Origin of the sequence: Streptomyces sp. SID10853, assembly GCF_010548145.1 — a bacterium.
Taxonomy (GTDB): domain Bacteria; phylum Actinomycetota; class Actinomycetes; order Streptomycetales; family Streptomycetaceae; genus Streptomyces.
In genome coordinates, this window is the sequence record NZ_JAAGLN010000027.1 from 1 (window position 1) to 18,480 (window position 18,480).

General features: G+C 70.1%; 18 protein-coding genes, 1 tRNA gene and 1 pseudogene. 10 read left to right on the forward strand and 10 right to left on the reverse strand.

From position 1 onward, the window contains the following. Positions 1-337: 337 nt before the first annotated feature. Positions 338-1,090, forward strand: coding sequence for an MBL fold metallo-hydrolase (locus G3I19_RS08255; RefSeq protein WP_164261348.1), 753 nt, complete (start codon positions 338-340; stop codon positions 1,088-1,090). A gap of 66 nt (positions 1,091-1,156) precedes the next feature. On the opposite strand, the gene G3I19_RS08260 is transcribed toward G3I19_RS08255, so the two are convergent. Beyond that, complete coding sequence (locus tag G3I19_RS08260; RefSeq protein WP_164261349.1) at positions 1,157-2,419, reverse strand: PTS transporter subunit EIIC; 1,263 nt, start codon at positions 2,417-2,419, stop codon at positions 1,157-1,159. A 176-nt stretch (positions 2,420-2,595) separates the two neighbouring features. On the opposite strand from G3I19_RS08260, the pseudogene G3I19_RS08265 reads away from it, so the two are divergent. From G3I19_RS08265 to rdgB, 3 genes and pseudogenes are all read left to right on the forward strand, one after another. Then, positions 2,596-2,865: pseudogene (locus tag G3I19_RS08265) on the forward strand (PTS glucose/sucrose transporter subunit IIB); the annotation flags it as partial. A gap of 253 nt (positions 2,866-3,118) precedes the next feature. After that, positions 3,119-3,844, forward strand: a complete 726-nt coding sequence (gene rph / locus G3I19_RS08270) for a ribonuclease PH (RefSeq protein ID WP_164261353.1) — start codon at positions 3,119-3,121, stop codon at positions 3,842-3,844. A 140-nt stretch (positions 3,845-3,984) separates the two neighbouring features. Next, entirely contained in the window at positions 3,985-4,587 is a 603-nt protein-coding gene (rdgB, locus tag G3I19_RS08275) for an RdgB/HAM1 family non-canonical purine NTP pyrophosphatase (protein ID WP_164261355.1), read from the forward strand. Positions 4,588-4,640: 53 nt separating this feature from the next. On the opposite strand, the gene G3I19_RS08280 is transcribed toward rdgB, so the two are convergent. From G3I19_RS08280 to bcp, 4 genes are all read right to left on the reverse strand, one after another. Next, positions 4,641-4,726, reverse strand: a tRNA-Leu gene (locus tag G3I19_RS08280). A gap of 59 nt (positions 4,727-4,785) precedes the next feature. Beyond that, on the reverse strand, positions 4,786-5,790 hold the full coding sequence (locus tag G3I19_RS08285) for an HNH endonuclease signature motif containing protein (RefSeq protein WP_164261357.1): 1,005 nt from the start codon (positions 5,788-5,790) through the stop codon (positions 4,786-4,788). Between the two features lie 189 nt (positions 5,791-5,979). Next, positions 5,980-7,476 (reverse strand): glycine betaine/L-proline transporter ProP, encoded by a 1,497-nt coding sequence (gene proP, locus G3I19_RS08290; RefSeq protein ID WP_164261358.1) that lies wholly within the window; start codon positions 7,474-7,476, stop codon positions 5,980-5,982. Positions 7,477-7,635: 159 nt separating this feature from the next. Beyond that, positions 7,636-8,103: a thioredoxin-dependent thiol peroxidase gene (bcp, locus tag G3I19_RS08295; RefSeq protein ID WP_164261360.1), complete on the reverse strand. Its 468-nt coding sequence runs from the start codon at positions 8,101-8,103 to the stop codon at positions 7,636-7,638. Positions 8,104-8,242: 139 nt separating this feature from the next. On the opposite strand from bcp, the gene G3I19_RS08300 reads away from it, so the two are divergent. The 3 genes from G3I19_RS08300 (at position 8,243) to G3I19_RS08310 (ending at position 9,621) form a co-directional block, all read left to right on the forward strand. Continuing rightward, complete coding sequence (locus G3I19_RS08300; RefSeq protein WP_164261362.1) at positions 8,243-8,572, forward strand: DUF3618 domain-containing protein; 330 nt, start codon at positions 8,243-8,245, stop codon at positions 8,570-8,572. Positions 8,573-8,832: 260 nt separating this feature from the next. Further along, entirely contained in the window at positions 8,833-9,168 is a 336-nt protein-coding gene (locus tag G3I19_RS08305) for a co-chaperone GroES (protein WP_164261365.1), read from the forward strand. 132 nt (positions 9,169-9,300) lie between these two features. After that, complete coding sequence (locus G3I19_RS08310; protein ID WP_164261368.1) at positions 9,301-9,621, forward strand: multidrug efflux SMR transporter; 321 nt, start codon at positions 9,301-9,303, stop codon at positions 9,619-9,621. Positions 9,622-9,633: 12 nt separating this feature from the next. Here the strand turns inward: G3I19_RS08310 and G3I19_RS08315 are convergent, their stop codons facing one another. Then, a complete protein-coding gene (locus G3I19_RS08315; protein ID WP_164261370.1) occupies positions 9,634-10,827 on the reverse strand; it encodes a GDSL-type esterase/lipase family protein in 1,194 nt (397 codons plus the stop codon). A gap of 41 nt (positions 10,828-10,868) precedes the next feature. After that, the gene (locus G3I19_RS08320; protein WP_343235023.1) at positions 10,869-13,214 is read right to left on the reverse strand and encodes a transglycosylase domain-containing protein; all 2,346 of its coding nucleotides are present in this window, start codon (positions 13,212-13,214) and stop codon (positions 10,869-10,871) included. Between the two features lie 219 nt (positions 13,215-13,433). Here G3I19_RS08320 and G3I19_RS08325 point away from each other — a divergent pair, with 219 nt between their 5' ends. Both G3I19_RS08325 and G3I19_RS08330 read left to right on the forward strand, forming a co-directional pair. Further along, positions 13,434-14,234: an ABC-2 family transporter protein gene (locus G3I19_RS08325; protein ID WP_164261373.1), complete on the forward strand. Its 801-nt coding sequence runs from the start codon at positions 13,434-13,436 to the stop codon at positions 14,232-14,234. After that, positions 14,176-15,030 carry an ABC transporter permease gene (locus tag G3I19_RS08330; RefSeq protein ID WP_343235024.1) on the forward strand — a complete coding sequence of 285 codons (855 nt, stop codon included), beginning with the start codon at positions 14,176-14,178 and terminating at the stop codon, positions 15,028-15,030. The genes G3I19_RS08325 and G3I19_RS08330 overlap by 59 nt, the downstream gene beginning before the upstream one ends. A 131-nt stretch (positions 15,031-15,161) precedes the next feature. Here the strand turns inward: G3I19_RS08330 and G3I19_RS08335 are convergent, their stop codons facing one another. The 3 genes from G3I19_RS08335 to G3I19_RS08345 form a co-directional block, all read right to left on the reverse strand. Beyond that, on the reverse strand, positions 15,162-15,779 hold the full coding sequence (locus G3I19_RS08335; protein WP_164261376.1) for an ALF repeat-containing protein: 618 nt from the start codon (positions 15,777-15,779) through the stop codon (positions 15,162-15,164). Between the two features lie 169 nt (positions 15,780-15,948). Beyond that, positions 15,949-16,215 carry a nitroreductase family protein gene (locus G3I19_RS08340; RefSeq protein ID WP_239074067.1) on the reverse strand — a complete coding sequence of 89 codons (267 nt, stop codon included), beginning with the start codon at positions 16,213-16,215 and terminating at the stop codon, positions 15,949-15,951. A gap of 78 nt (positions 16,216-16,293) precedes the next feature. Next, positions 16,294-17,379, reverse strand: a complete 1,086-nt coding sequence (locus G3I19_RS08345; protein ID WP_164261378.1) for an aldo/keto reductase — start codon at positions 17,377-17,379, stop codon at positions 16,294-16,296. Positions 17,380-17,513: 134 nt separating this feature from the next. On the opposite strand from G3I19_RS08345, the gene G3I19_RS08350 reads away from it, so the two are divergent. Continuing rightward, positions 17,514-18,344 carry a helix-turn-helix transcriptional regulator gene (locus G3I19_RS08350; protein ID WP_164261379.1) on the forward strand — a complete coding sequence of 277 codons (831 nt, stop codon included), beginning with the start codon at positions 17,514-17,516 and terminating at the stop codon, positions 18,342-18,344. The last annotated feature ends 136 nt before the right edge of the window (positions 18,345-18,480 follow it).

The window sequence follows — 18,480 nt, forward strand, 5'->3', positions numbered from 1 at the left end:
CCGCCGGCCCCGCTGCCGCCGCCCGCCCCGCGCCCGCCCGTCGACGATCGAGGCGACCAGGGCAACCAGCACGACCGCCACCAGCGCCAGCAACCACGTCGTATCCATACCCAGGACCGTACCGGTGGCCCCGGGCGCCCGGTACGGCCCGGCAGCACACCGCAGCGGGCCCGCGGGGTCACGCCGCCCACCCGAACCGGTGACAGTGCAGGTGAGTTCCCCCACAACGGCGACCTGTGGAGGAGCGGGCAACGCTCCGGCGCCTTAGGCTCGACGGACCGCTTCGGCGTCCTGCCGGGCGCGCGGGGCCCGGCCCGTCCACGGAGGTTCCCACTCCATGAAGCTCACCGTCGTCGGCTGCTCGGGGTCGTTCCCATCCGCGGAATCGGCCTGTTCGAGCTACCTCGTAGAGGCCGACGGCTTCCGGCTGCTCCTCGACATGGGCAATGGCGCCCTCGGCGAGCTGCAGCACTACTGCGGTCTCTACGACCTCGACGCCATCTTCCTCAGCCACCTCCACTCGGACCACTGCATCGACATGTGCGCGTACTTCGTCGCGCGCTACTACCGGCACGACGGCGGGCGCTGCCCCGCGATCCCCGTGTACGCGCCGGAGGGGGCGGCCGAGCGGCTGACCACCGCGTACGCCGACACCCCTTCGTCCTCGTCGATGGGGGAGGTCTTCGACTTCCGCACCCTGAAGTCCGCCTCGTTCGACATCGGGCCGTTCTCGGTGCGTACGGAGAAGGTCTGCCACCCGGTCGAGGCATATGCCATCCGGATCGAGCACGGCGGCCGTTCGCTCACCTACTCCGGGGACACGGGCGTCTGCGACCCGCTGCACGAACTGGCCGTGGGCGCCGACCTGTTCCTCTGCGAGGCGTCCTTCACGCACGGCAAGGAGGACGTCGCCGACCTCCACCTCAACGGCCGCGAGGCCGGCGCACACGCGACGCGCGCCGGTGTGCGGCGCATGGTGCTGACCCACATCCCGCCGTGGACCGACGCCAAACGCAATCTGGCGGACGCGCAGGCCGTGTACGACGGCCCGGTGGAGCTGGCCAAGCCCGGCGCGGTGTACGAGATCTGACCCGCGCACCACGCGGAGCGGGCCCCGGAACCGGTACTGGTTCCGGGGCCCGCGGGCGTCGTACCGTCACGGCTTGGCGGCGTCCTCGACTTCCTCGTCCGGCTCACGCCCCGGCGTCATCACGTTGAACTTCGTGATCACGAAGCGGAAGACCACGTAGTACACCACCGCGAAGCACAGACCGATCGGGATGATCAGCCAGGGTTTCGTATCGAGGTGCCAGTTGATGACGTAGTCGATGAGACCGGCCGAGAAACTGAACCCCGCGTGGACCCCCAGCGCCCAGGTGATCCCCATCGACGCACCGGTCAGCAGCGCGTGCACCCCGTACAGCAGCGGCGCCGCGAACATGAACGAGAACTCCAGCGGCTCGGTCACCCCGGTCACGAACGAGGTCAGCGCCACCGAGATCATCAGCCCCATGACCTGCTTGCGCCGCTCCGGCCGCGCACAGTGCGCGATGGCCAGGGCCGCGGCGGGCAGACCGAACATCATGATCGGGAAGAAGCCCGACATGAACTGCCCGGCCGACGGGTCACCGGCGAAGAAGCGGGTCAGGTCGCCCTGCACCACGCCGCCGCCGGGCTTGGTGTAGCTGCCCGCCTGGAACCAGAAGAACGTGTTCAGGAACTGGTGCATACCGATCGGGATGAGCAGCCGGTTGGCCACCCCGAAGATCGCCGCACCCCAGGCGCCGAGATCGATCAGATGCTTGGCGAACCAGGTCAGCGCGTCCCCCACCGGCTGCCAGAGCAGCCCGAACACCACACCGAGCGCGGCACAGATGAAGGCCATCAGGATCGGTACGAGACGGCGGCCGTTGAAGAAGCCCAGCCAGTCGACCAGCCGGGTGCGGTGGAACCGCTGCCAGACGATCGCGGTCAGCAGCCCGATGAGGATGCCGCCGAGAACGCCCGGGTTCTGCGGGGTGCCCTCGGGGAGCGCCTTCGTCACCGAGCCGCCGATCGGGAACGCGCCCAGGACCCCGTGGTAGACGAGGAACCCGGCCACCGCGGCCAGCGCCGTCGAGCCGTCCGACTTCTTCGCGAAGCCGATCGCGACACCGATGCAGAAGAGCAGCGGCAGACCGAACGCCCCGTCAAGGATCGCGTTGCCGCCCGCGAGGAAGACCTTGGCCGTCTTGTCCCAGAAAGCCCCGTGCAGATACGCGGTGAAGAGATTGCCGAGACTGACCAGCAGACCGGCCGCGGGCAGCACCGCGACCGGCAGCTGCAGACTGCGGCCGACCTTCTGGAGCCCCTGGAAGAGGCCGTTCCACCACTTCTTCGCCGGTGGTGTCTGTGGCACGGCCGCGCTGCTGGTGCTCATTCGGCGTCCTCCTGCGTCGGCCTGCTGGCAGTCGCCGTCCTGGCTGCGGACCACCCATGGCGCGATCCGCTGCTGTGTCCCGGGCGCTGCACCGGTGACCGCCATCTTGCGAGGCGGCACGGGCGCCCGCTCGTATAAGGGGTCCAATCGTGGGTTAACGTGACGAAACGGACCGGAGAGCCGGGCCGCCAGGAGACACTCAGGAGTCAGACATGGCCACTAAGGCTGAGAAGATCGTCGCGGGGCTCGGCGGCCTCGACAACATCGAAGAGGTCGAGGGCTGCATCACCCGGCTGCGCACCGAGGTGAAGGACGCCTCCCTCGTGGACGACGCCGCGCTCAAGGCCGCGGGTGCCCACGGCGTCGTCAAGATGGGCACCGCGATCCAGGTCGTCATCGGCACCGACGCCGACCCCATCGCGGCCGACATCGAGGACATGATGTGAACGGCTGAGAAGCCCAGGACCGGCAGGCGAACGGCTGCGGGGTGCCCCGCGCCCGCAGACGGAGGGGCGGCGGACACCCCGCACTCGCAGACGGAGGGGCGTCGGAGTATCCCGCGCCGGCCGACGGGGAGGCGGTGGGGCATCCCGCACTCGCAGACGGAGGGGCGGCGGGCACCCCGCGCCGGCGGCGGACCCCTCGCCCCGCCGCCGGTCCCGGACACCCCGCCCCACCGCGGCCGATAGGCTCGCCCCCATGTCTCGTATCGACGGCCGCACACCCGAAGAACTCCGCCCGGTCACCATTGAGCGCGCTTGGAGCAAGCACGCCGAAGGCTCCGTCCTCATCTCCTTCGGAGACACCAAAGTCTTCTGCACCGCCTCCTTCACCGAAGGCGTACCGCGCTGGCGCAAGGGCAGCGGGGAGGGCTGGGTCACCGCCGAGTACTCGATGCTCCCGCGCTCCACCAACACCCGGGGCGACCGGGAATCCGTCCGCGGCAAGATCGGCGGCCGTACGCACGAGATCTCCCGCCTCATCGGCCGCTCGCTGCGCGCGGTCATCGACTACAAGGCCCTCGGCGAGAACACCGTCGTCCTCGACTGCGACGTCCTCCAGGCCGACGGCGGCACCCGCACCGCCGCGATCACCGGCGCGTACGTCGCGCTGGCCGACGCGGTCACCTGGGCCCAGTCCAAGAAGCTCATCAGGTCCGGCCGCAAGCCCCTCACCGACACGGTCTCCGCGGTCAGCGTCGGCATCGTCGACGGCGCACCGCTGCTCGATCTGCGTTACGAGGAGGACGTGCGCGCCGAGACCGACATGAACGTCGTCTGCACCGGCGACGGCCGTTTCGTCGAGGTCCAGGGGACGGCCGAGGCCGAGCCCTTCGACCGCAAGGAACTCAACGCCCTGCTCGACCTGGCCACCGGGGGCTGCGCCGATCTCACCGCGCTCCAGACCGAGGCGCTCGGCAAGTAGCGGCCCGGGCCGCCCGGCGAGGACGCGCGGGGCGGACGAGGACGGACAAGGAACGGACGGAGAACGGACGGGGGCGGGAGGCGGCGGACGGGCGATGAGGCCGCGTCCGCCGCCCCCGGCAGCGGACTGATACTGGACGCATGACCCGTCTGATCCTCGCCACCCGCAACGCCGGGAAAATCACCGAACTCGAAGCGATCCTCGCCGACGCGGGCCTGCCCCACGAACTGGTCGGCACGGACGCGTATCCCGACATCCCGGACGTCAAGGAAACCGGCGTCACCTTCGCCGAGAACGCCCTGCTCAAGGCCCACGCCATGGCACAGGCCACCGGCTTGCCCGCCGTCGCCGACGACTCGGGCCTCTGCGTGGACGTACTGAACGGCGCCCCCGGCATCTTCTCGGCCCGCTGGGCAGGCACCCACGGCGACGACGAGGCCAACCTCCGCCTGCTGCTCGCCCAGCTCTCGGACATCGACGACCCGCACCGGGGCGCCCACTTCGCCTGCGCGGCCGCACTGGCACTCCCCGACGGCAGGGAACGGGTGGTCGAGGGCCGCCTCCAGGGCACCCTCCGCACCACTCCGGCGGGCAGCGGTGGCTTCGGCTACGACCCGATCCTGCAGCCGTCGGGCGAGACCCGCACCTGCGCGGAACTCACGGCAACGGAGAAGAACGCGATCAGCCACCGCGGCGAGGCATTCCGCGCTCTGGTCCCGGTGGTGCGAGAACTGCTGGGCTGAGCCGGTGAACACCGGAGGGGCACTCCGCAGTGCGGAGTGCCCCTCCGGCCATGTGCGGCCTGTGGGACTCGAACCCACCTAGTCCAAACGGACAAACCGGACCTAAACCGATCGCGTCAACCAGCTGCGCCAAGGCCGCAGGATGCCGCTCATGGTACTCGGCCGACAGTCGTACGGGGGATGTCGCACCCTCCACGGTCACGCCTCCGGCGACTGCTTCCCGCGCTTCCGGCACCAGGTGTCGGTCAGTGCATGACAGTTCGGGCACAGGTACCGGAGATTCTCCCGGCGGTTGTCGAGCCAGTCACCGTTGACATGGTCGATCTGGAGCGTGATCGGCCGGCCACGCCACTCGCCCGGATTGCCGCAGGACTCGCAGCGATAGGGGACGCCGGCCTCCTGGAGGGCACGGTGGAGCCTGGACCGGTTCGTGCGCGGGGACCCCGGGGACATCACGACCAGGGTCCGCGGCGCGACCGGCCGCGACTCCGGCACGCGCACCGGCCCCCAGGTGCGGCGCTTGAAGTGGCCGGTGTCGAGCTTGAGTTGCAGCACGCGCCGGCGAACGCGGCGATGGTTGGTGTCGTTCACCTCGAGGCCGAGTGACCGCATCAGGTCCGCGTAACTGGTGGCCCCCGGTACCGCCGCTCGCAGCGCGTCCTCGTTGACCGTCACCCGCGCGTTGCGGAAATGCGAGGTGTCGATGCCGTGCTTCCTGAACATCCCTCCCAACGCCGTCCGTGACCGGCTGTCCCCGTCGGCCAGCCCGAGTGACCGCGCCGCCCCGCGCACACTGTCGGCCGAGGCGGCCGCGTTCCGCAGCTCCTCGACGGTGAAGAGGAGCTGCGGTTCTGCCGGACGATTCAGAGCGGGAAAGTGGCTCACGTCGATACCGGCCGCGGCGATGCGCCGCCGGATGTGCGAGAGGGTGCCGGCCGCGGGCGGAGCGCCGAGCTTGACCACGACCTCGCGGAGCGTGCAGGACGTACTGACCGCTGCGGCTATCGCCTCGTCCGTGTACCGGCGATAGGGGCTGCGCCGCTGGAAGTGGCTGGTATCGATGCCGAGGGCGGCGGCTCTCGCCCGGAGCACCCGGTGCCGTCCACCGCTCTTGCGAAGGCCCAGCCGGCGCAGCACGCCGGCCCAGCTCCGGGACTCGGCCACAGCCCGGGCGAGTGTCTCCCGCTCGTACGGGTCGGTCATGGTTTCCCCCTCCGTCCCGGTCACACGTTCGTGGCCTCGTACGGAGTAACGAACCGCGGACCCGGGCGTCACGTCCGGGAAGCGGAGCGGCCCGTACCGGGTGGGGGCCGGTACGGGCCGTCGTGGGCGCCGGGGAGTGGTCGCCAGGGCGGGGCGGTCAGGGGGCCGCCAGGGGGCTTCGGGAGGGGGTCAGAAGCGGGGTTCCGGGGCCTGGGACTCGACCATCTCGGCCGCCTCCTCCTTCGTCTCCACCGAGGGCGGGGAGCCCTCCAGTGGCTGCTGGGCGGTCTCCTTCATGCAGAGCACCGCGATCACGCCCACCAGCGCCGCCCCCATCGCGTAGAACGCCGGCATGAGATTGGTGCCGGCCAGGCTGATCAGCGCGGTGATCACGAACGGGGTCGTCCCGCCGAACAGGGACGTCGAGAGGTTGTAGCCCACCGACAGCGACCCGTACCTGACCTGCGTCGGGAACAGCGCCGGGAGCGCCGCCGACATCGTGCCCAGCATGCAGACCAGCGAGAGGCCCAGCATCGCCATACCGATGATGATCGCCGGGATGGAGCCCTGGCGGATCAGCAGGAAGGCGGGGAGCGACAGGACGAGGAAGCCGAGCATGCCCGCCATCAGGAGCGGTTTACGGCCGAAGCGGTCGTTCAGCTTCCCCACCTGGTTGATGATCAGCATCAGCACGACCATGACGCCCAGCAGGACCAGCAGGCCGTGCGTATCGCCGTAGCCCAGCTCGTCGGAGAGGTAGGTCGGCATGTACGACAGCAGCATGTAGTCGGTGATGTTGTACGCGCCGACCAGGCAGATGCACAGGACGAGCGCGCGCCAGTGGTCCCGGAAGATCGCCTTGAGGTCGCCCTTGGCGGTGGTCTCGACCGCGTCGGCCGCCTCGCCGGCGCCCACGTTCTCGCCGGTGAGGCGCTGGAAGGCGGGTGTCTCGTCCAGCTTGAGCCGCAGATAGAGACCGACGAGGCCCAGCGGCCCGGCCACCAGGAACGGCACGCGCCAGCCCCAGCTGTCCATGCCGCCGGAGCCGACCAGCGTGGTCATCAGTGTGACCAGGCCGGCCGCGCCGACATATCCGGCCAGCGTGCCGAACTCCAGGAAGCTGCCGAAGTACCCGCGGCGCTTGTCCGGCGCGTACTCCGCGATGAAGGTCGACGCGCCCCCGTACTCGCCGCCGGTGGAGAAGCCCTGCACCAGGCGGAAGAAGATCAGCAGGACGGGGGACCAGAATCCGACCGTCGCGTACGAGGGAAGCACCCCGATAGCAAAGGTTCCGATCGCCATCATGATCATGGTCATGGCGAGGACCTTCTTGCGGCCGATCTTGTCGCCCATCGGGCCGAAGACCATGCCGCCGACCGGGCGGATCAGGAACGCGACCGCGAAGGTGGCGAACGAGGCGAGCAGCTGGACCGTGCTGCTTCCGCCGGGGAAGAAGACGTGGCCGATCGTGGAGGCGAGGTAGCTGTAGATGCCGAAGTCGAACCACTCCATGGCATTACCGAGACTGGCCGCCTTCACCGCCCGCTTGATCGCGACCTCGTCCGTCACCGTGATGTCGGTGCGGCGCAGCCGCGGGTTCTTCCGGCGGTCGATGACCCGGAAGAGACCGCGGTGGCGTTTGACCGCCTCGGGGTCGGCGGCGGTCTGGTGGCCGGTGTCCGCCATGGTGGTCGTCCTCTCTGTGGGCATACAAAAACACGCAGGAGGCTCTTCTGCACAGCGATGGCGATCGCAAACCAGGGCTCCGAAGAATTGGGACCTTGGTCACGTATTTTCAGTGGATACCGGCCACTCCCGCAACTTCTCGGCTGTCGGGGCCGCGTCTCAGAGGCCGAGATCCTTGATGATTTTGGCTACGTGGCCGGTGGCCTTGACGTTATAGAAGGCATGTTCGACCTTGCCTTTCTCGTCGACGACGATCGTCGACCTGATGACGCCCGTCACCGTTTTGCCGTAGAGCTTCTTCTCGCCGAATGCGCCGTATGCGGCGAGGGTCTCCTTGGCCGGGTCGCCGACCAGCGTGACCTTCAGGGACTCCTGCTCGCGGAATTTCGCGAGCTTCTCCGGCTTGTCCGGCGAGACCCCGATGACGTCGTATCCGGCGCCCGCCAGGAATTCCAGATTATCGGTGAAGTCGCATGCCTGCTTGGTGCATCCAGGGGTGAGCGCCGCCGGGTAGAAGTACACGATGACCTTGCGGCCCCGGTGTGCGGCGAGGGAGATCTCGTTGCCGTCGGCGTCGGGCAGGGTGAAGTCGGGGGCGGTGTCGCCGGGCTGCAGTCGCTCGCTCATCAAGCTCTCCTCGGGAGGATCTGGTGACCGTGAGGTACGGATGGGGCAGAGCGTAATAGGGGTGCCGCGGGGTGCGTTCCCGCTGGAGCTGACAGACTGTCGAGCAACGACTACCGGACACGACCACGGAGGCAGCGCAGTGTCGGATGCCACGGATGCCAGGACCCCGGCGCAGATCGAGGCGGACATCGAGACCCGGCGCGCGGATCTCGCGGACACGCTCGACGAGATCGGTGTGCGGCTGCACCCCAGCACGATCGTGGGGGATGCCAAGGCCAAGGTCACATCGGCCGTCGACCAGACCGCGGGGCGCGCTTTCGTCGCGCTGAACCGCACGGCGAACGGCGTGCGCGCGCAGTTCGTCACGGAGGACGGCGCACCACGTCTGGAGCGGGTGATCCCGGTGGCGCTCCTCACGGTGGGCCTGGTGGGCCTGTGTGTCGTATCGGCCAAGCGGCGGCGCTGCTGACGGTCCGGTCCCGCCGGCCGTCCCGTCCTGCTGCCCCGTCCGGTCCCGCCGGCCGCCCTGTCCTGTTGGCGGCCCGGTGCCGCCGGCCGTCCGGTCCCGCTGACTGTCCGGTGGCTGCCCGGTGGCCTGTCCGGTGGCTGGACGGGCATGCGGCCCCGGTCGGCCGGTGGCCGGGGCGCGGTCTTTCGCGTACGCGGTCGCTCCGGTGAACGCGGACCCTTCGGTGAACACCGGGCCCCCGGCCAGGTAGGTTCGAGTCCGTGAGCGAGAACACCCACGACGACAAGCTGCCCATCCGGATGCTGCACGACCGCGTGCTGGTCAAGTCCGACAGCCCGGAGGGCGAGCGGCGCTCCGGCGGCGGCATTCTGATCCCGGCCACCGCCGCCGTCGGCAAGCGGCTGGCCTGGGCCGAAGTGGTGGCGGTCGGGCAGAACGTCCGCACCGTGGTGCCGGGGGACCGGGTGCTGTACGACCCGGAGGACCGGGCCGAGGTGGAGGTCAGGGGCGTGCCGTACATCCTGATGCGGGAGCGCGATCTGCACGCGGTGGCTTCGGAGCGGGTGTCCGACGACTCCACCGGGCTGTATCTGTAGCGCTCGGCTGTAGCACCCCGCAGGGGTTTGCTACGGTGGAACGACCCCGACGAGACGCGCCGTACCGGGCAGATCGGCTGATCGACTGTAAAGACGACGCACCCTGCTGATCCGTCTCGCGGAGGTGCCGTCATGGCCTGGATTCTGCTCGTCGTCGCTGGTCTGCTCGAAGTGGCCTGGTCGATCGGGATGAAGTACACCGAAGGTTTCACGAGGCTGTGGCCCAGCCTCTTCACCGGCGCGGGCATCGTCGCGTCCATGCTGCTGTTGTCGCAGGCGGCCAAGACCCTGCCGATCGGTACGGCGTACGGCGTCTGGGTGGGGATCGGCGCGGCCGGTGCGGCGGTGCTCGGCATGGTCGTGCTGGGGGAGCCCACCACCGCCGCCCGGATCTTCTTCGTCTGTCTGCTGCTGGTCGCGGTCGTCGGTCTGAAGGCCACGTCCGGGCATTAGGAGCTGTGCGGGTCAGGCGCGCCGGGCCGTGAACGGTCCGGTGGCGCCGAAGGCCAGGCCGGCGAAGCGTTCGCCGATACGGTGGTGGGCCGCCGCGTCCGGATGGAGCTGGTCGGGCAGCGGCAGCTCGGCGAAGTCCGCCTCGCCGTACAGCTCGGTGCCGTCGAGGTAGTGCAGATGGGGGTCGTCGGCCGCCCGCTGTGCCACGATGCGGGCGAGTTCCGCCCGGATGACGTTGAGCGTGAGCTTTCCGGCGGCCCGCTCCGCGGGGTCCCCGGTGGCGCGGAACCGCACCGTCCCGTCGCTGAAGTCCGGGGCGCAGGGGCCCGGGGTGTCCTCGTGGATGGGGCAGTGGATCGGCGAGACGACCAGCAGCGGTGCGGTGGGGTGTCCCTCGCGGATCGTGTCGAGGAAGCCGTGGACGGCCGGGGTGAAGGCGCGCAGCCGCATCAGGTCGGCGTTGACGATGTTGATGCCCATTTTGACGCTGATGAGGTCCGCCGGGGTGTCCCGCATGGCGCGGGCCGTGAACGGGTCGAGCAGTGCGCCGCCGCCGAACCCGACGTTGGTGAGTTCCACGTCACCGAGTGCGGCGGCCAGGGCCGGCCATGTGGTGCTGGAGCTCTCGGCGTTGGAGCCGTGGCTGATCGAACTGCCGTGGTGCAGCCACACCTTGCGGCCTCGGTCGGGCCTGGGCTCGACGGGGGCGTCGGTGCGCAGCGCGACCAGTTCGGTGACCTCGTTGTACGGCAGCCAGATCTCGATGTCCTTCGGTTCCGCGGACAGGCCGCTGAACCGGACGGTCCCGACGGGGCCGGGCCGGGTCTCCGCCGTACCGGTGGTCAGGTCGACGAGGTGGATGTTCCCGCCGGTCACGGATGCCTGGTCGGCCAGGCGTCCGTCGACGATCAGGTCGTACAGCCCGTCGGGCCGGGGCGGGACGCCCTGGTAGGCCATCTTGGTGCGGAGCGTGTCCAGTTCGATGGTGGTGGCGCTGGTACGGATGACCAGCCGTACGCCGGAGGGCTGGGCCTCCGCCATGGCCAGCTGCCCGTCGGAGTGCTGGGCGCGGGCCCGGGCGGGGAGCCGGTGCGGGAGGAGGCCGTGTGCGGTGCGTTCCAGGTCGAGGGCGCCTCGTATGAGCTCCGGGGTCAGGGGCGTGCTGATCGCGGCTGTGGTGGCTGTGGTGTGGTGCGGGGGGTTCATGAGTCCACCCTGCCAAGCGGATCACTGATCCGCACACCCTTTCAGCCGCCCGTGGTGCCGCCGCCCGTCTCGTCCCCGGTGCCGCCGTCTGTTCCCCCGTCCCCGCCGCCGCCCGTGTCCGTACCGCCGTCCGTCAGTCCGCCGATCACGCCCGGGTTCTCGCCGCTGGGGGTCTCCGACGGCTCCGGGGCGGTCGCGCTGGGCTCGGTGCTCGGCGGTGCGGACGACGGCCCGGTCGGTGTCCCGTCCGACGGGGAGGGCGACGCCGTCGACGAGGGGGACGCGGAGCTCTTGGCCGGGGTGGGCAGCGCGTCCTGGTGCGCACCCGACTGGAGGTCGAGGTGGAAGGCCGTGCGGGGGGTGCCGGCGAGTGCGGCCCCCGTGTACTGGCCCCAGATCTGCGCGGGTGCGCCGCCGCCGTTGATACGGGGCAGGCCGAGCGCCCCGTACAGCGGTTTCTGCACCCCGGTCTTCGGGTCCTGGCCCATCACGGAGATCACCGTCGACAGGTCGGGGGTGTAGCCGGCGAACCAGGCCGCCTTGTCGTTCTCCGCGGTGCCGGTCTTGCCCGCCGCGGGCCGTCCCGCGGTCTTGGCCGCGGTGCCGGTGCCGCTCGCGACGACGCTCTTGAGGATCGATGTCGTGGTGTCCGCTGCCTGCCGGCTGACGCCCTGGACGGTGCTCTTCTTCGGCAGCGACAGCTTCCGGCCGTTCTTGGTGGCCTTCTCGACGATGGTGTACGTCCCGTGCTTTCCGTGGCCCGCGAGTGTCGCGTACGCCTCGCTCATGTCCAGCACGCTGGCGGTGGAGGGGCCGAGCGCGATGGAGGGGTACGGGTTGAGGTCGGGGGTGTTCTTCGGGATGCCGAGGTCGATCGCGGTCTGCTCGACCCTGGCCGGGCCGACGTCCTCGGCCATCTGCGCGTACACCGCGTTGACGGACTTGTCGGTGGCGGTGGCGACGGTGATGTTGCCGTACGACACGTCGTCCTCGTTGCCCGGGGCGTAGCCGGTGGATCCCTTCGGGCCCTGCACCGTGCGGTGGTTGGTGCCGTCGTAGATGGTGCTCGGGGTGATCCTGCGCCCGTCGCGGGTGGTCGAGCGGTTCTCCACGGCCGAGGCGAAGACGAACGGTTTGAAGGTGGAGCCGACCTGGTAGTCCCGGCGGGTCGCGTTGTTGACGTACTGCTTCGTGTAGTCGATGCCGCCGTACATCGCGACGACCTTGCCCGTGTCGGGCTCCACCGACGCGCCGCCGACGCGGACGTTCCGGTCGGCGCTGCGGCTCTTGCTGAGCTTGCTGGTCACCTGGTCGCGGACCGCTTTGGCGAGCGCCTCCTGCTTGCCGCGCTGGAGGGTGGTGGTGATGCGGTAGCCGCCGGTGGCGAGGGTGTCCTCGTCGATGACCTTGTTGCTGGTGAGGTCGTCCTTGACGGCCTGGACGAGATAGCCGCGCTGTCCGGAGAGACCGGACGAGGGCCTGACCTTCTGCGGCACCGGGAACTTCTCCTTGGCGCGGGCCCCGGGGCTGAGCCACTTCTTCTTGACCATGCCGTCGAGCACGTAGTTCCAGCGGGCCTCGGCGCGGCCCCTGTTCTGCGGGTGTTCCACGACGTCGTACGCGCTGGGGGCGTTGAGCAGGGACGCCAGGTAGGCGCCCTGGGCGATGTCGATGTCCTGGATGTTCTTGCCGTAGTACGCCTGGGCAGCGGCCTGGATGCCGTAGGCGTTGCGCCCGAAGTAACTGGTGTTCAGGTAGCCCGCGAGGATGTCGTCCTTGCTCTCCTCGCGGTCCAGCTTGATCGAGATGAAGAACTCCTTGGCCTTGCGGCTGATGGTCTGTTCCTGGCCGAGGTAGTAGTTCTTGACGTACTGCTGGGTGATGGTCGAGCCGCCCTGGGTGCCCTTGCCCGTCGCGGTGTTCCAGGCGGCGCGGGCGATGGCCTCGGGGTCGATGGCGCTCTCGGAGTAGAAGTCGCGGTCCTCGGCGGAGAGCGCGGCGCGCTGCACGCCGATGGGGATCTGGGCGAGCGGTACGTTCTCGCGGTTGACCTGGCCGTCGCGGGCGATTTCGGTGCCGTCGGAGTAGAGGTAGACGTTGCTCTGCGCGGTGGCCGCGGTGTTGGCGGCGGGGATGTCGACGAGGTTGTAGCCGGCGATGAGGCCCCCGGCGACCAGCAGGACGATCAGCAGAACAGCGCCGAGCACCAGCCGCCAGGTGGGGATCATCCGGCGCCACCCCGTGCGCCGGGGGCGCTTGCGCTTCTTGGCCGGTCCGCCGGCCCCGGCGGAGGCCCCGGGGCCCGTGGGCCCGGCCGGACCGCCGTCGCCGCCGCCCCCGTGGTCGTGCGGGGGCCGGCCGGGCTGCTGTGGCTGCTCGTCGCTCACTGTCTCTCCAGCGTCCGGCACAAGGGTGTCGTATCGGGTGAATCGCTCTGTACGCCCATAAAACACTGTCGGGGCGCCCGGTTCGAGCTGCGCGGACCGTCGGGCCGCGTTATTTCCGCCGGTCAGGTCCGTCCCGTTATCCGGTCGCGGCGCGGGCCCCGTTGGACTAAGGTCGGGCGCTTTGGTGCTTGTACGGGGCGGCGCGAGGGGATCTCAGGGATGCGGCTGTACGCGGTCGTGGCCGCAGGGGGGTTCCGGCGCTTCGCGACCTACCGGGTGGCGACGGCCGCCGGGGTGTTCACCAACACCGTCTTCGGTTTCATCATGGCGTACACCTACATCGCGCTCTGGAACGAGCGCCCGCACCTCGGCGGGTACGACCAGTCGCAGGCCCTCACCTATGTGTGGCTCGGCCAGGCGATGCTGACGACGATGGCGCTGCTGGGCGGCGGCCTGGAGGACGAACTCATCGAGCGCATTCGCACCGGCGATATCGCGATCGACCTCTACCGCCCCGCCGACCTGCAACTCTGGTGGCTGGCGAGCGACTTGGGCCGGGCCGGGTTCCAGCTCATCGGACGCGGGGTGGCGCCCATGGCGCTGGGGGCGCTGGCCTTCCGCCTCGCGCTGCCGGCCGATCCTCTCGTGTGGCTCGCGTTCCTGGTCTCGCTGCTCTTCGGGGTCGTCGTCAGCTTCGCGATCCGCTATCTCGTGGCGCTCGCCGCGTTCTGGCTGATGGACGGGGCGGGCGTCGCACAGATCGCGGGGATCGCCGGGATGTTCTTCTCCGGGATGCTGCTGCCGCTCAACCTCTTCCCCGGGCTGCTGGGCGAGGTGGCCAGGGTGCTGCCCTGGTCGGTGCTGCTCCAGGTCCCGGCCGACATCCTGCTGGGCCGGCGGACCGGCTGGGGCCTGGTGACGGCGTACGCCTTCCAGCTCGGCTGGGCGGTGGTGCTGCTCGGTGCGGGCCGGCTGCTCCAGTCCGCCGCGACCCGGAGGGTGGTGGTGCAGGGTGGTTGAGGGGCTGCGGGCGTACTGGCTGATCGCCGGGATGTGGGTCCGTTCGACGATGGCGTACCGGGCGTCGTTCGCGATGACGGCCTTCGGCAACTTCCTGGCGACCGGCCTCGACTTCGCGGCGATCCTGCTGATGTTCTCGCACGTCGACCGGCTCGGCGGCTACTCGCTGGGCGAGATCGCCTTTCTGTACGGCACCGCGTCGACCGCCTTCGGCCTCTCCGACCTCGTGATGGGCTCGATGGACCGGCTGGGCCGCCGGGTGCGGGACGGAACGCTGGACACGCTGCTGGTGCGCCCCGTCCCGGTGCTCGCCCAGATCGCCGCCGACCGCTTCGCCCTGCGCAGGCTGGGCCGGATCACCCAGGGGGTGCTGATCCTCGGGTACGGGGTGGCGGTCGTCGACGTCCACTGGACGCCGCTGAAGGTGCTGATGATGCCCATGATGCTGATCAGCGGCGGGGTGGTCTTCTCGGCGGTCTTCGTGCTGGGCGCGGCGTTCCAGTTCTGGGCGCAGGACGCGTCGGAGGTGCAGAACTCCTTCACGTACGGCGGAGTGACGCTGCTTCAGTACCCGCCGACGCTCTTCGCGAAGGACCTGGTGCGCGGGGTGACCTTCGTGATCCCGCTGGCCTTCGTCAACTGGCTGCCCGCACTGTACGTACTGGGCCGCCCGTACCCACTGGGCCTGCCGGGGTGGCTGGCGTTCCTGCCCCCGGTGGTGGCCGCGGTGTGCTGCGCGGTGGCGGGGGCGGCCTGGCGGGTGGGGCTGAGGTCGTACCGGAGTACGGGGAGTTAGGGCCTCTCCGGGCGGGCGATCGCACCGGGCTGTCCTGCGGATCAGGCCGCAGGGGGGGGAGAGCCCCCGCGGCTGCGGCATGATCCGACCGACAGCCCCTCAGTGCCTCAGCCCCTCAGTGCCTCAGCGCCTCATGAAAGGCCCTGGCCGGCCACCTCGTACTGTCCGGTCAGCCGGAAGTACCGCAGGGCCTCGGGCGATCCGTCGTCGAGGGCCTTGCCTGCGGCGGTGCGCAGGGCGTCGCTGAGGTCCGGGTCCGCGAGCATGCGGGCGATGTAGAAGGCGTCGTCCTCGGCCTGGGCGAGCCGGTACCCGGTTTCCAGGAAGGTTCGTGCTGCTTCGGGGGTGCCGGTGTCGAGGGCAGTGTTGCAGCCCTTGATGACCGCCTTGTCGCCGTTCTCGGTCGCCGTGTAGAGGATGCGGGCGATGGCGACCTGGTCGTCCTCGAACCGGGCCTTCTGGAAGCCGGTTTCCAGGAACGCCCGCATGTCCTCCGCGGTGCCTTCGAGAGCCTTGCCGGCTTCTCGTACGACTGCCCTGCCAGTGTTCGTCGCGAGGATGTCGGCTATCGCGGCGCGCAGTTCGGCCTCCGTCATCTCGTCCACCGGGGTGTCGGAGTTGGTGGAAGCAGTCGCGGTCGCCGTCGGCGGTGCGGCCGTCGGCGCTGCGGCGAACGCCGGGGCCGCGAGAAGCAGCGCGGGTGTCAGGGCGGTGACGGCGACGAAGAGCGCGGCGCGGGTCGGTCTCATATGTGTGCCTCCACGGGCGTGTTACGGGTGGTTTCCCTTGTGCACCAGAAGCGCCAACCCTATCCAGAGCCCCGCCCGTATCGAACGGGAATCCGGTTCTTCCGCCGCGGTCGTCGGGCCCTCCGCGTCCCGTCCGGGTCGGAGGGCACCGGAGCCCGGAGGGGCGGCCTCAGGCGTGCCGGCCCCAGTGGCCGCGGTGGACGACCTCGGCCCTGGCGCGTCGGCGTTCCCCGACACGGGCACCCTGCGGGGGCAGGTCATCGGCGCGGTAGCCGACCGTGATCCCGCCGATGGGGTCGTACGTGCCGGGGATCCCGAACTCGGCCCGGAAAGGCTGGAGATGCTCGGGCATGATCCCGAAGAAGCATGCGCCGAGGCCCTCGTCGACCGCCGTCAGCAGCATGAGCAGCGAGGCCATCCCGGTGTCGACGGCCAATGATGTGGGGCGGAGGTGACCGCGCCCAGGGCGGCGGCAGCGCTGCCGTGTGCCGTCCCCAGCCCCCCGGCGCCGTCGTCAGCGGCGGGCTTCGATCCTCATGTCGCCGCGGGTCAGTGCGCGGGTCGTGTCGCGGGCGAGTACGTCGTGCGGGAAGCCGAGTTCGATCGCTCCGGCCTCGTCCAGGCGGGCCAGCTGGGAGGCGGTGAAGTCGACGTCGAGGGCGCCCAGGTTGTCCTCCAGCTGCGCGGCGGTGCGGGCGCCGATGACCGGGGCCGTCACGCCCGGGTTCTGCAGCGTCCAGGCCAGCCCGGTCTGTGCGGGGGTGCGGCCCAGCTCGGCGGCGACCTCCTTCACGACATCCACGATGGCGAGACTGCGTTCGGTGAGCGCGCCGTTGGCGATGGTGACGCTCCTGCGGGTGCCGTCGGCGGTCACGGTGCGCCCTTCGACCCCTTCGCCGTCCGCCGCGGTCAGGTCGTGACGGCTGTACTTGCCGGTGAGCACCCCGCCGGCCAGCGGCGACCACGGGATCACCCCCAGCCCCATCTCGCGCGCCATCGGGATCAGGTCACGCTCCCCGGTCCGCTCGATCAGGTTGTACTCGATCTGCAGCGCGACCAGTGGCGACCAGCCGCGCAGGTCGGCGATCGCCTGCATACGCGACACCTGCCAGGCCGGGGAGTTGGAGATCGCCACGTACAGGACCTTGCCCTGCCGGACCAGATCGTCCATGCCGCGCAGGATCTCCTCGACCGGCGTCGTGAAGTCCCACAGGTGCAGATAGAGCAGATCGATGTAGTCCGTATTCAGCTGCCGCAGGCTGGTTTCCACCGAAGCGAACAGGGTCTTACGGTGATTTCCCCCGGAATTCGGATCGCCGGGCCTGCGCAGCGTCGAGTATTTCGTGGCCAGTACCAGGCTTTCGCGGTTGTCACGGGTGAATTCACCCAGCAGACGCTCGGAGCTGCCATTGGTGTACGTGCTCGCGGTGTCGATGAAGTTACCGCCGCGCTCCACGTAGAGGTCGAACAGTTTCCGCGCCTCGTCCTGCTCGGCGCCCCAGCCCCATTCGGTGCCGAAGGTCGCCGCGCCCAGTGCCAGCGGTGAGACCCGCAGCCCGGAGCGGCCCAGCAGCCGGTAGCTGTCGAGGGTGAGCGACATCGTGTCCTCCTGCGCTTGTGATCCGTTGTCGGGCACAAGTCTCCGAGCGCAGGGGGGCCGGGATAAGGGAAGGAATTTCCTGGGAACGCCAGTCCTACCCTGCCGGTACGGGACAGCCCTTACGCTCGGACGTCATGACCCGCACCGTGGACGCGACACAGGAGCTGGCCGCCTTCCTGCGGACCCGGCGCGAACGTCTGGACCCGCACGCTTTCGGCCTGCCGTCCCGCCGGCAGTCCCGGCGGACCCCGGGACTGCGCCGCGAAGAGGTCGCCGAGCTGGCCGGGGTCAGCGTCGACTACGTCGTACGGCTGGAACAGGGCCGCGGCCTGCGGCCTTCGGCGGACGTGGTGGAGGCGCTGGCCGGGGCGCTGCGCCTGGCCCCCGCCGAACGCGCCTACCTCTTCGACCTGGCCCAGCAGCGCCCCCGCAACGCCGACCCGCTCGCCACCGCCGCGGCGCCGCCGCTGGCCCGGCTGGTCGACGACCTGTCGCCGCTGCCCGCCATGCTGATGAATCACCGCTACGACATCCTGGCCTGGAACGGTGAAATGGCGAGGCTGCTGGTGGATTTCGGCGCCCTGCCGCCGGCGCAGCGCAATTCGATGTGGCTGTGTCTGATGCACCCCGAGGTGCGTGAGTTCTACGTCGACCGCGAACGTGTCGTACGGGAGGGGATCGCTCATCTGCGTGCCGCGTGGGCCGCGCATCCGGAGGACCGGGCGCTGACCGACCTCATCACCGAATTCACCACGCAGGACGAGGAATTCGCGCGCCTGTGGGCCGAGCGGGACGTCCAGGTCAACGGCCGCGGGAGCAAGCTGATCCGGCATCCTGACGCCGGCTTGATGGCAGTGCATTTCGAAGTACTGATGCCGCTCCAGGACCCGGACCAGCGATTGGTGATCTACCGCGCCGCGGATGAGGAGAGCCGGTCGGCACTGGACCGGCTGTGCGCAGGGTGATGTCGTACGGTCCCTCCGCCCGGTGTGGCCCCTCAGCCCGGTCGGCCGGCGCCGCCCGGAAACCCGCTCGCTGCCCGGGTGAGGGCGTTGATACGCTCGCCGACTCATGGAAGCGAACCCGGCGGAAGCAGCCCCA

Excerpts from the sequence above, each read along its gene's own strand:
- rdgB (WP_164261355.1), top strand. The coding sequence starts at position 3,985 with ATGACCCGTCTGATCCTCGCCACCCGCAACGCCGGGAAAATCACCGAA.
- G3I19_RS08255 (WP_164261348.1), top strand. The coding sequence starts at position 338 with ATGAAGCTCACCGTCGTCGGCTGCTCGGGGTCGTTCCCATCCGCGGAA.
- bcp (WP_164261360.1), bottom strand. The coding sequence starts at position 8,103 with ATGAGCGAGCGACTGCAGCCCGGCGACACCGCCCCCGACTTCACCCTG.
- G3I19_RS08345 (WP_164261378.1), bottom strand. The coding sequence starts at position 17,379 with ATGTCGCTCACCCTCGACAGCTACCGGCTGCTGGGCCGCTCCGGGCTG.
- G3I19_RS08285 (WP_164261357.1), bottom strand. The coding sequence starts at position 5,790 with ATGACCGACCCGTACGAGCGGGAGACACTCGCCCGGGCTGTGGCCGAG.
- G3I19_RS08260 (WP_164261349.1), bottom strand. The coding sequence starts at position 2,419 with ATGAGCACCAGCAGCGCGGCCGTGCCACAGACACCACCGGCGAAGAAG.
- G3I19_RS08310 (WP_164261368.1), top strand. The coding sequence starts at position 9,301 with ATGGCCTGGATTCTGCTCGTCGTCGCTGGTCTGCTCGAAGTGGCCTGG.
- proP (WP_164261358.1), bottom strand. The coding sequence starts at position 7,476 with ATGGCGGACACCGGCCACCAGACCGCCGCCGACCCCGAGGCGGTCAAA.
- G3I19_RS08315 (WP_164261370.1), bottom strand. The coding sequence starts at position 10,827 with ATGAACCCCCCGCACCACACCACAGCCACCACAGCCGCGATCAGCACG.
- G3I19_RS08350 (WP_164261379.1), top strand. The coding sequence starts at position 17,514 with ATGACCCGCACCGTGGACGCGACACAGGAGCTGGCCGCCTTCCTGCGG.
- G3I19_RS08335 (WP_164261376.1), bottom strand. The coding sequence starts at position 15,779 with ATGAGACCGACCCGCGCCGCGCTCTTCGTCGCCGTCACCGCCCTGACA.
- rph (WP_164261353.1), top strand. The coding sequence starts at position 3,119 with ATGTCTCGTATCGACGGCCGCACACCCGAAGAACTCCGCCCGGTCACC.
- G3I19_RS08325 (WP_164261373.1), top strand. The coding sequence starts at position 13,434 with ATGCGGCTGTACGCGGTCGTGGCCGCAGGGGGGTTCCGGCGCTTCGCG.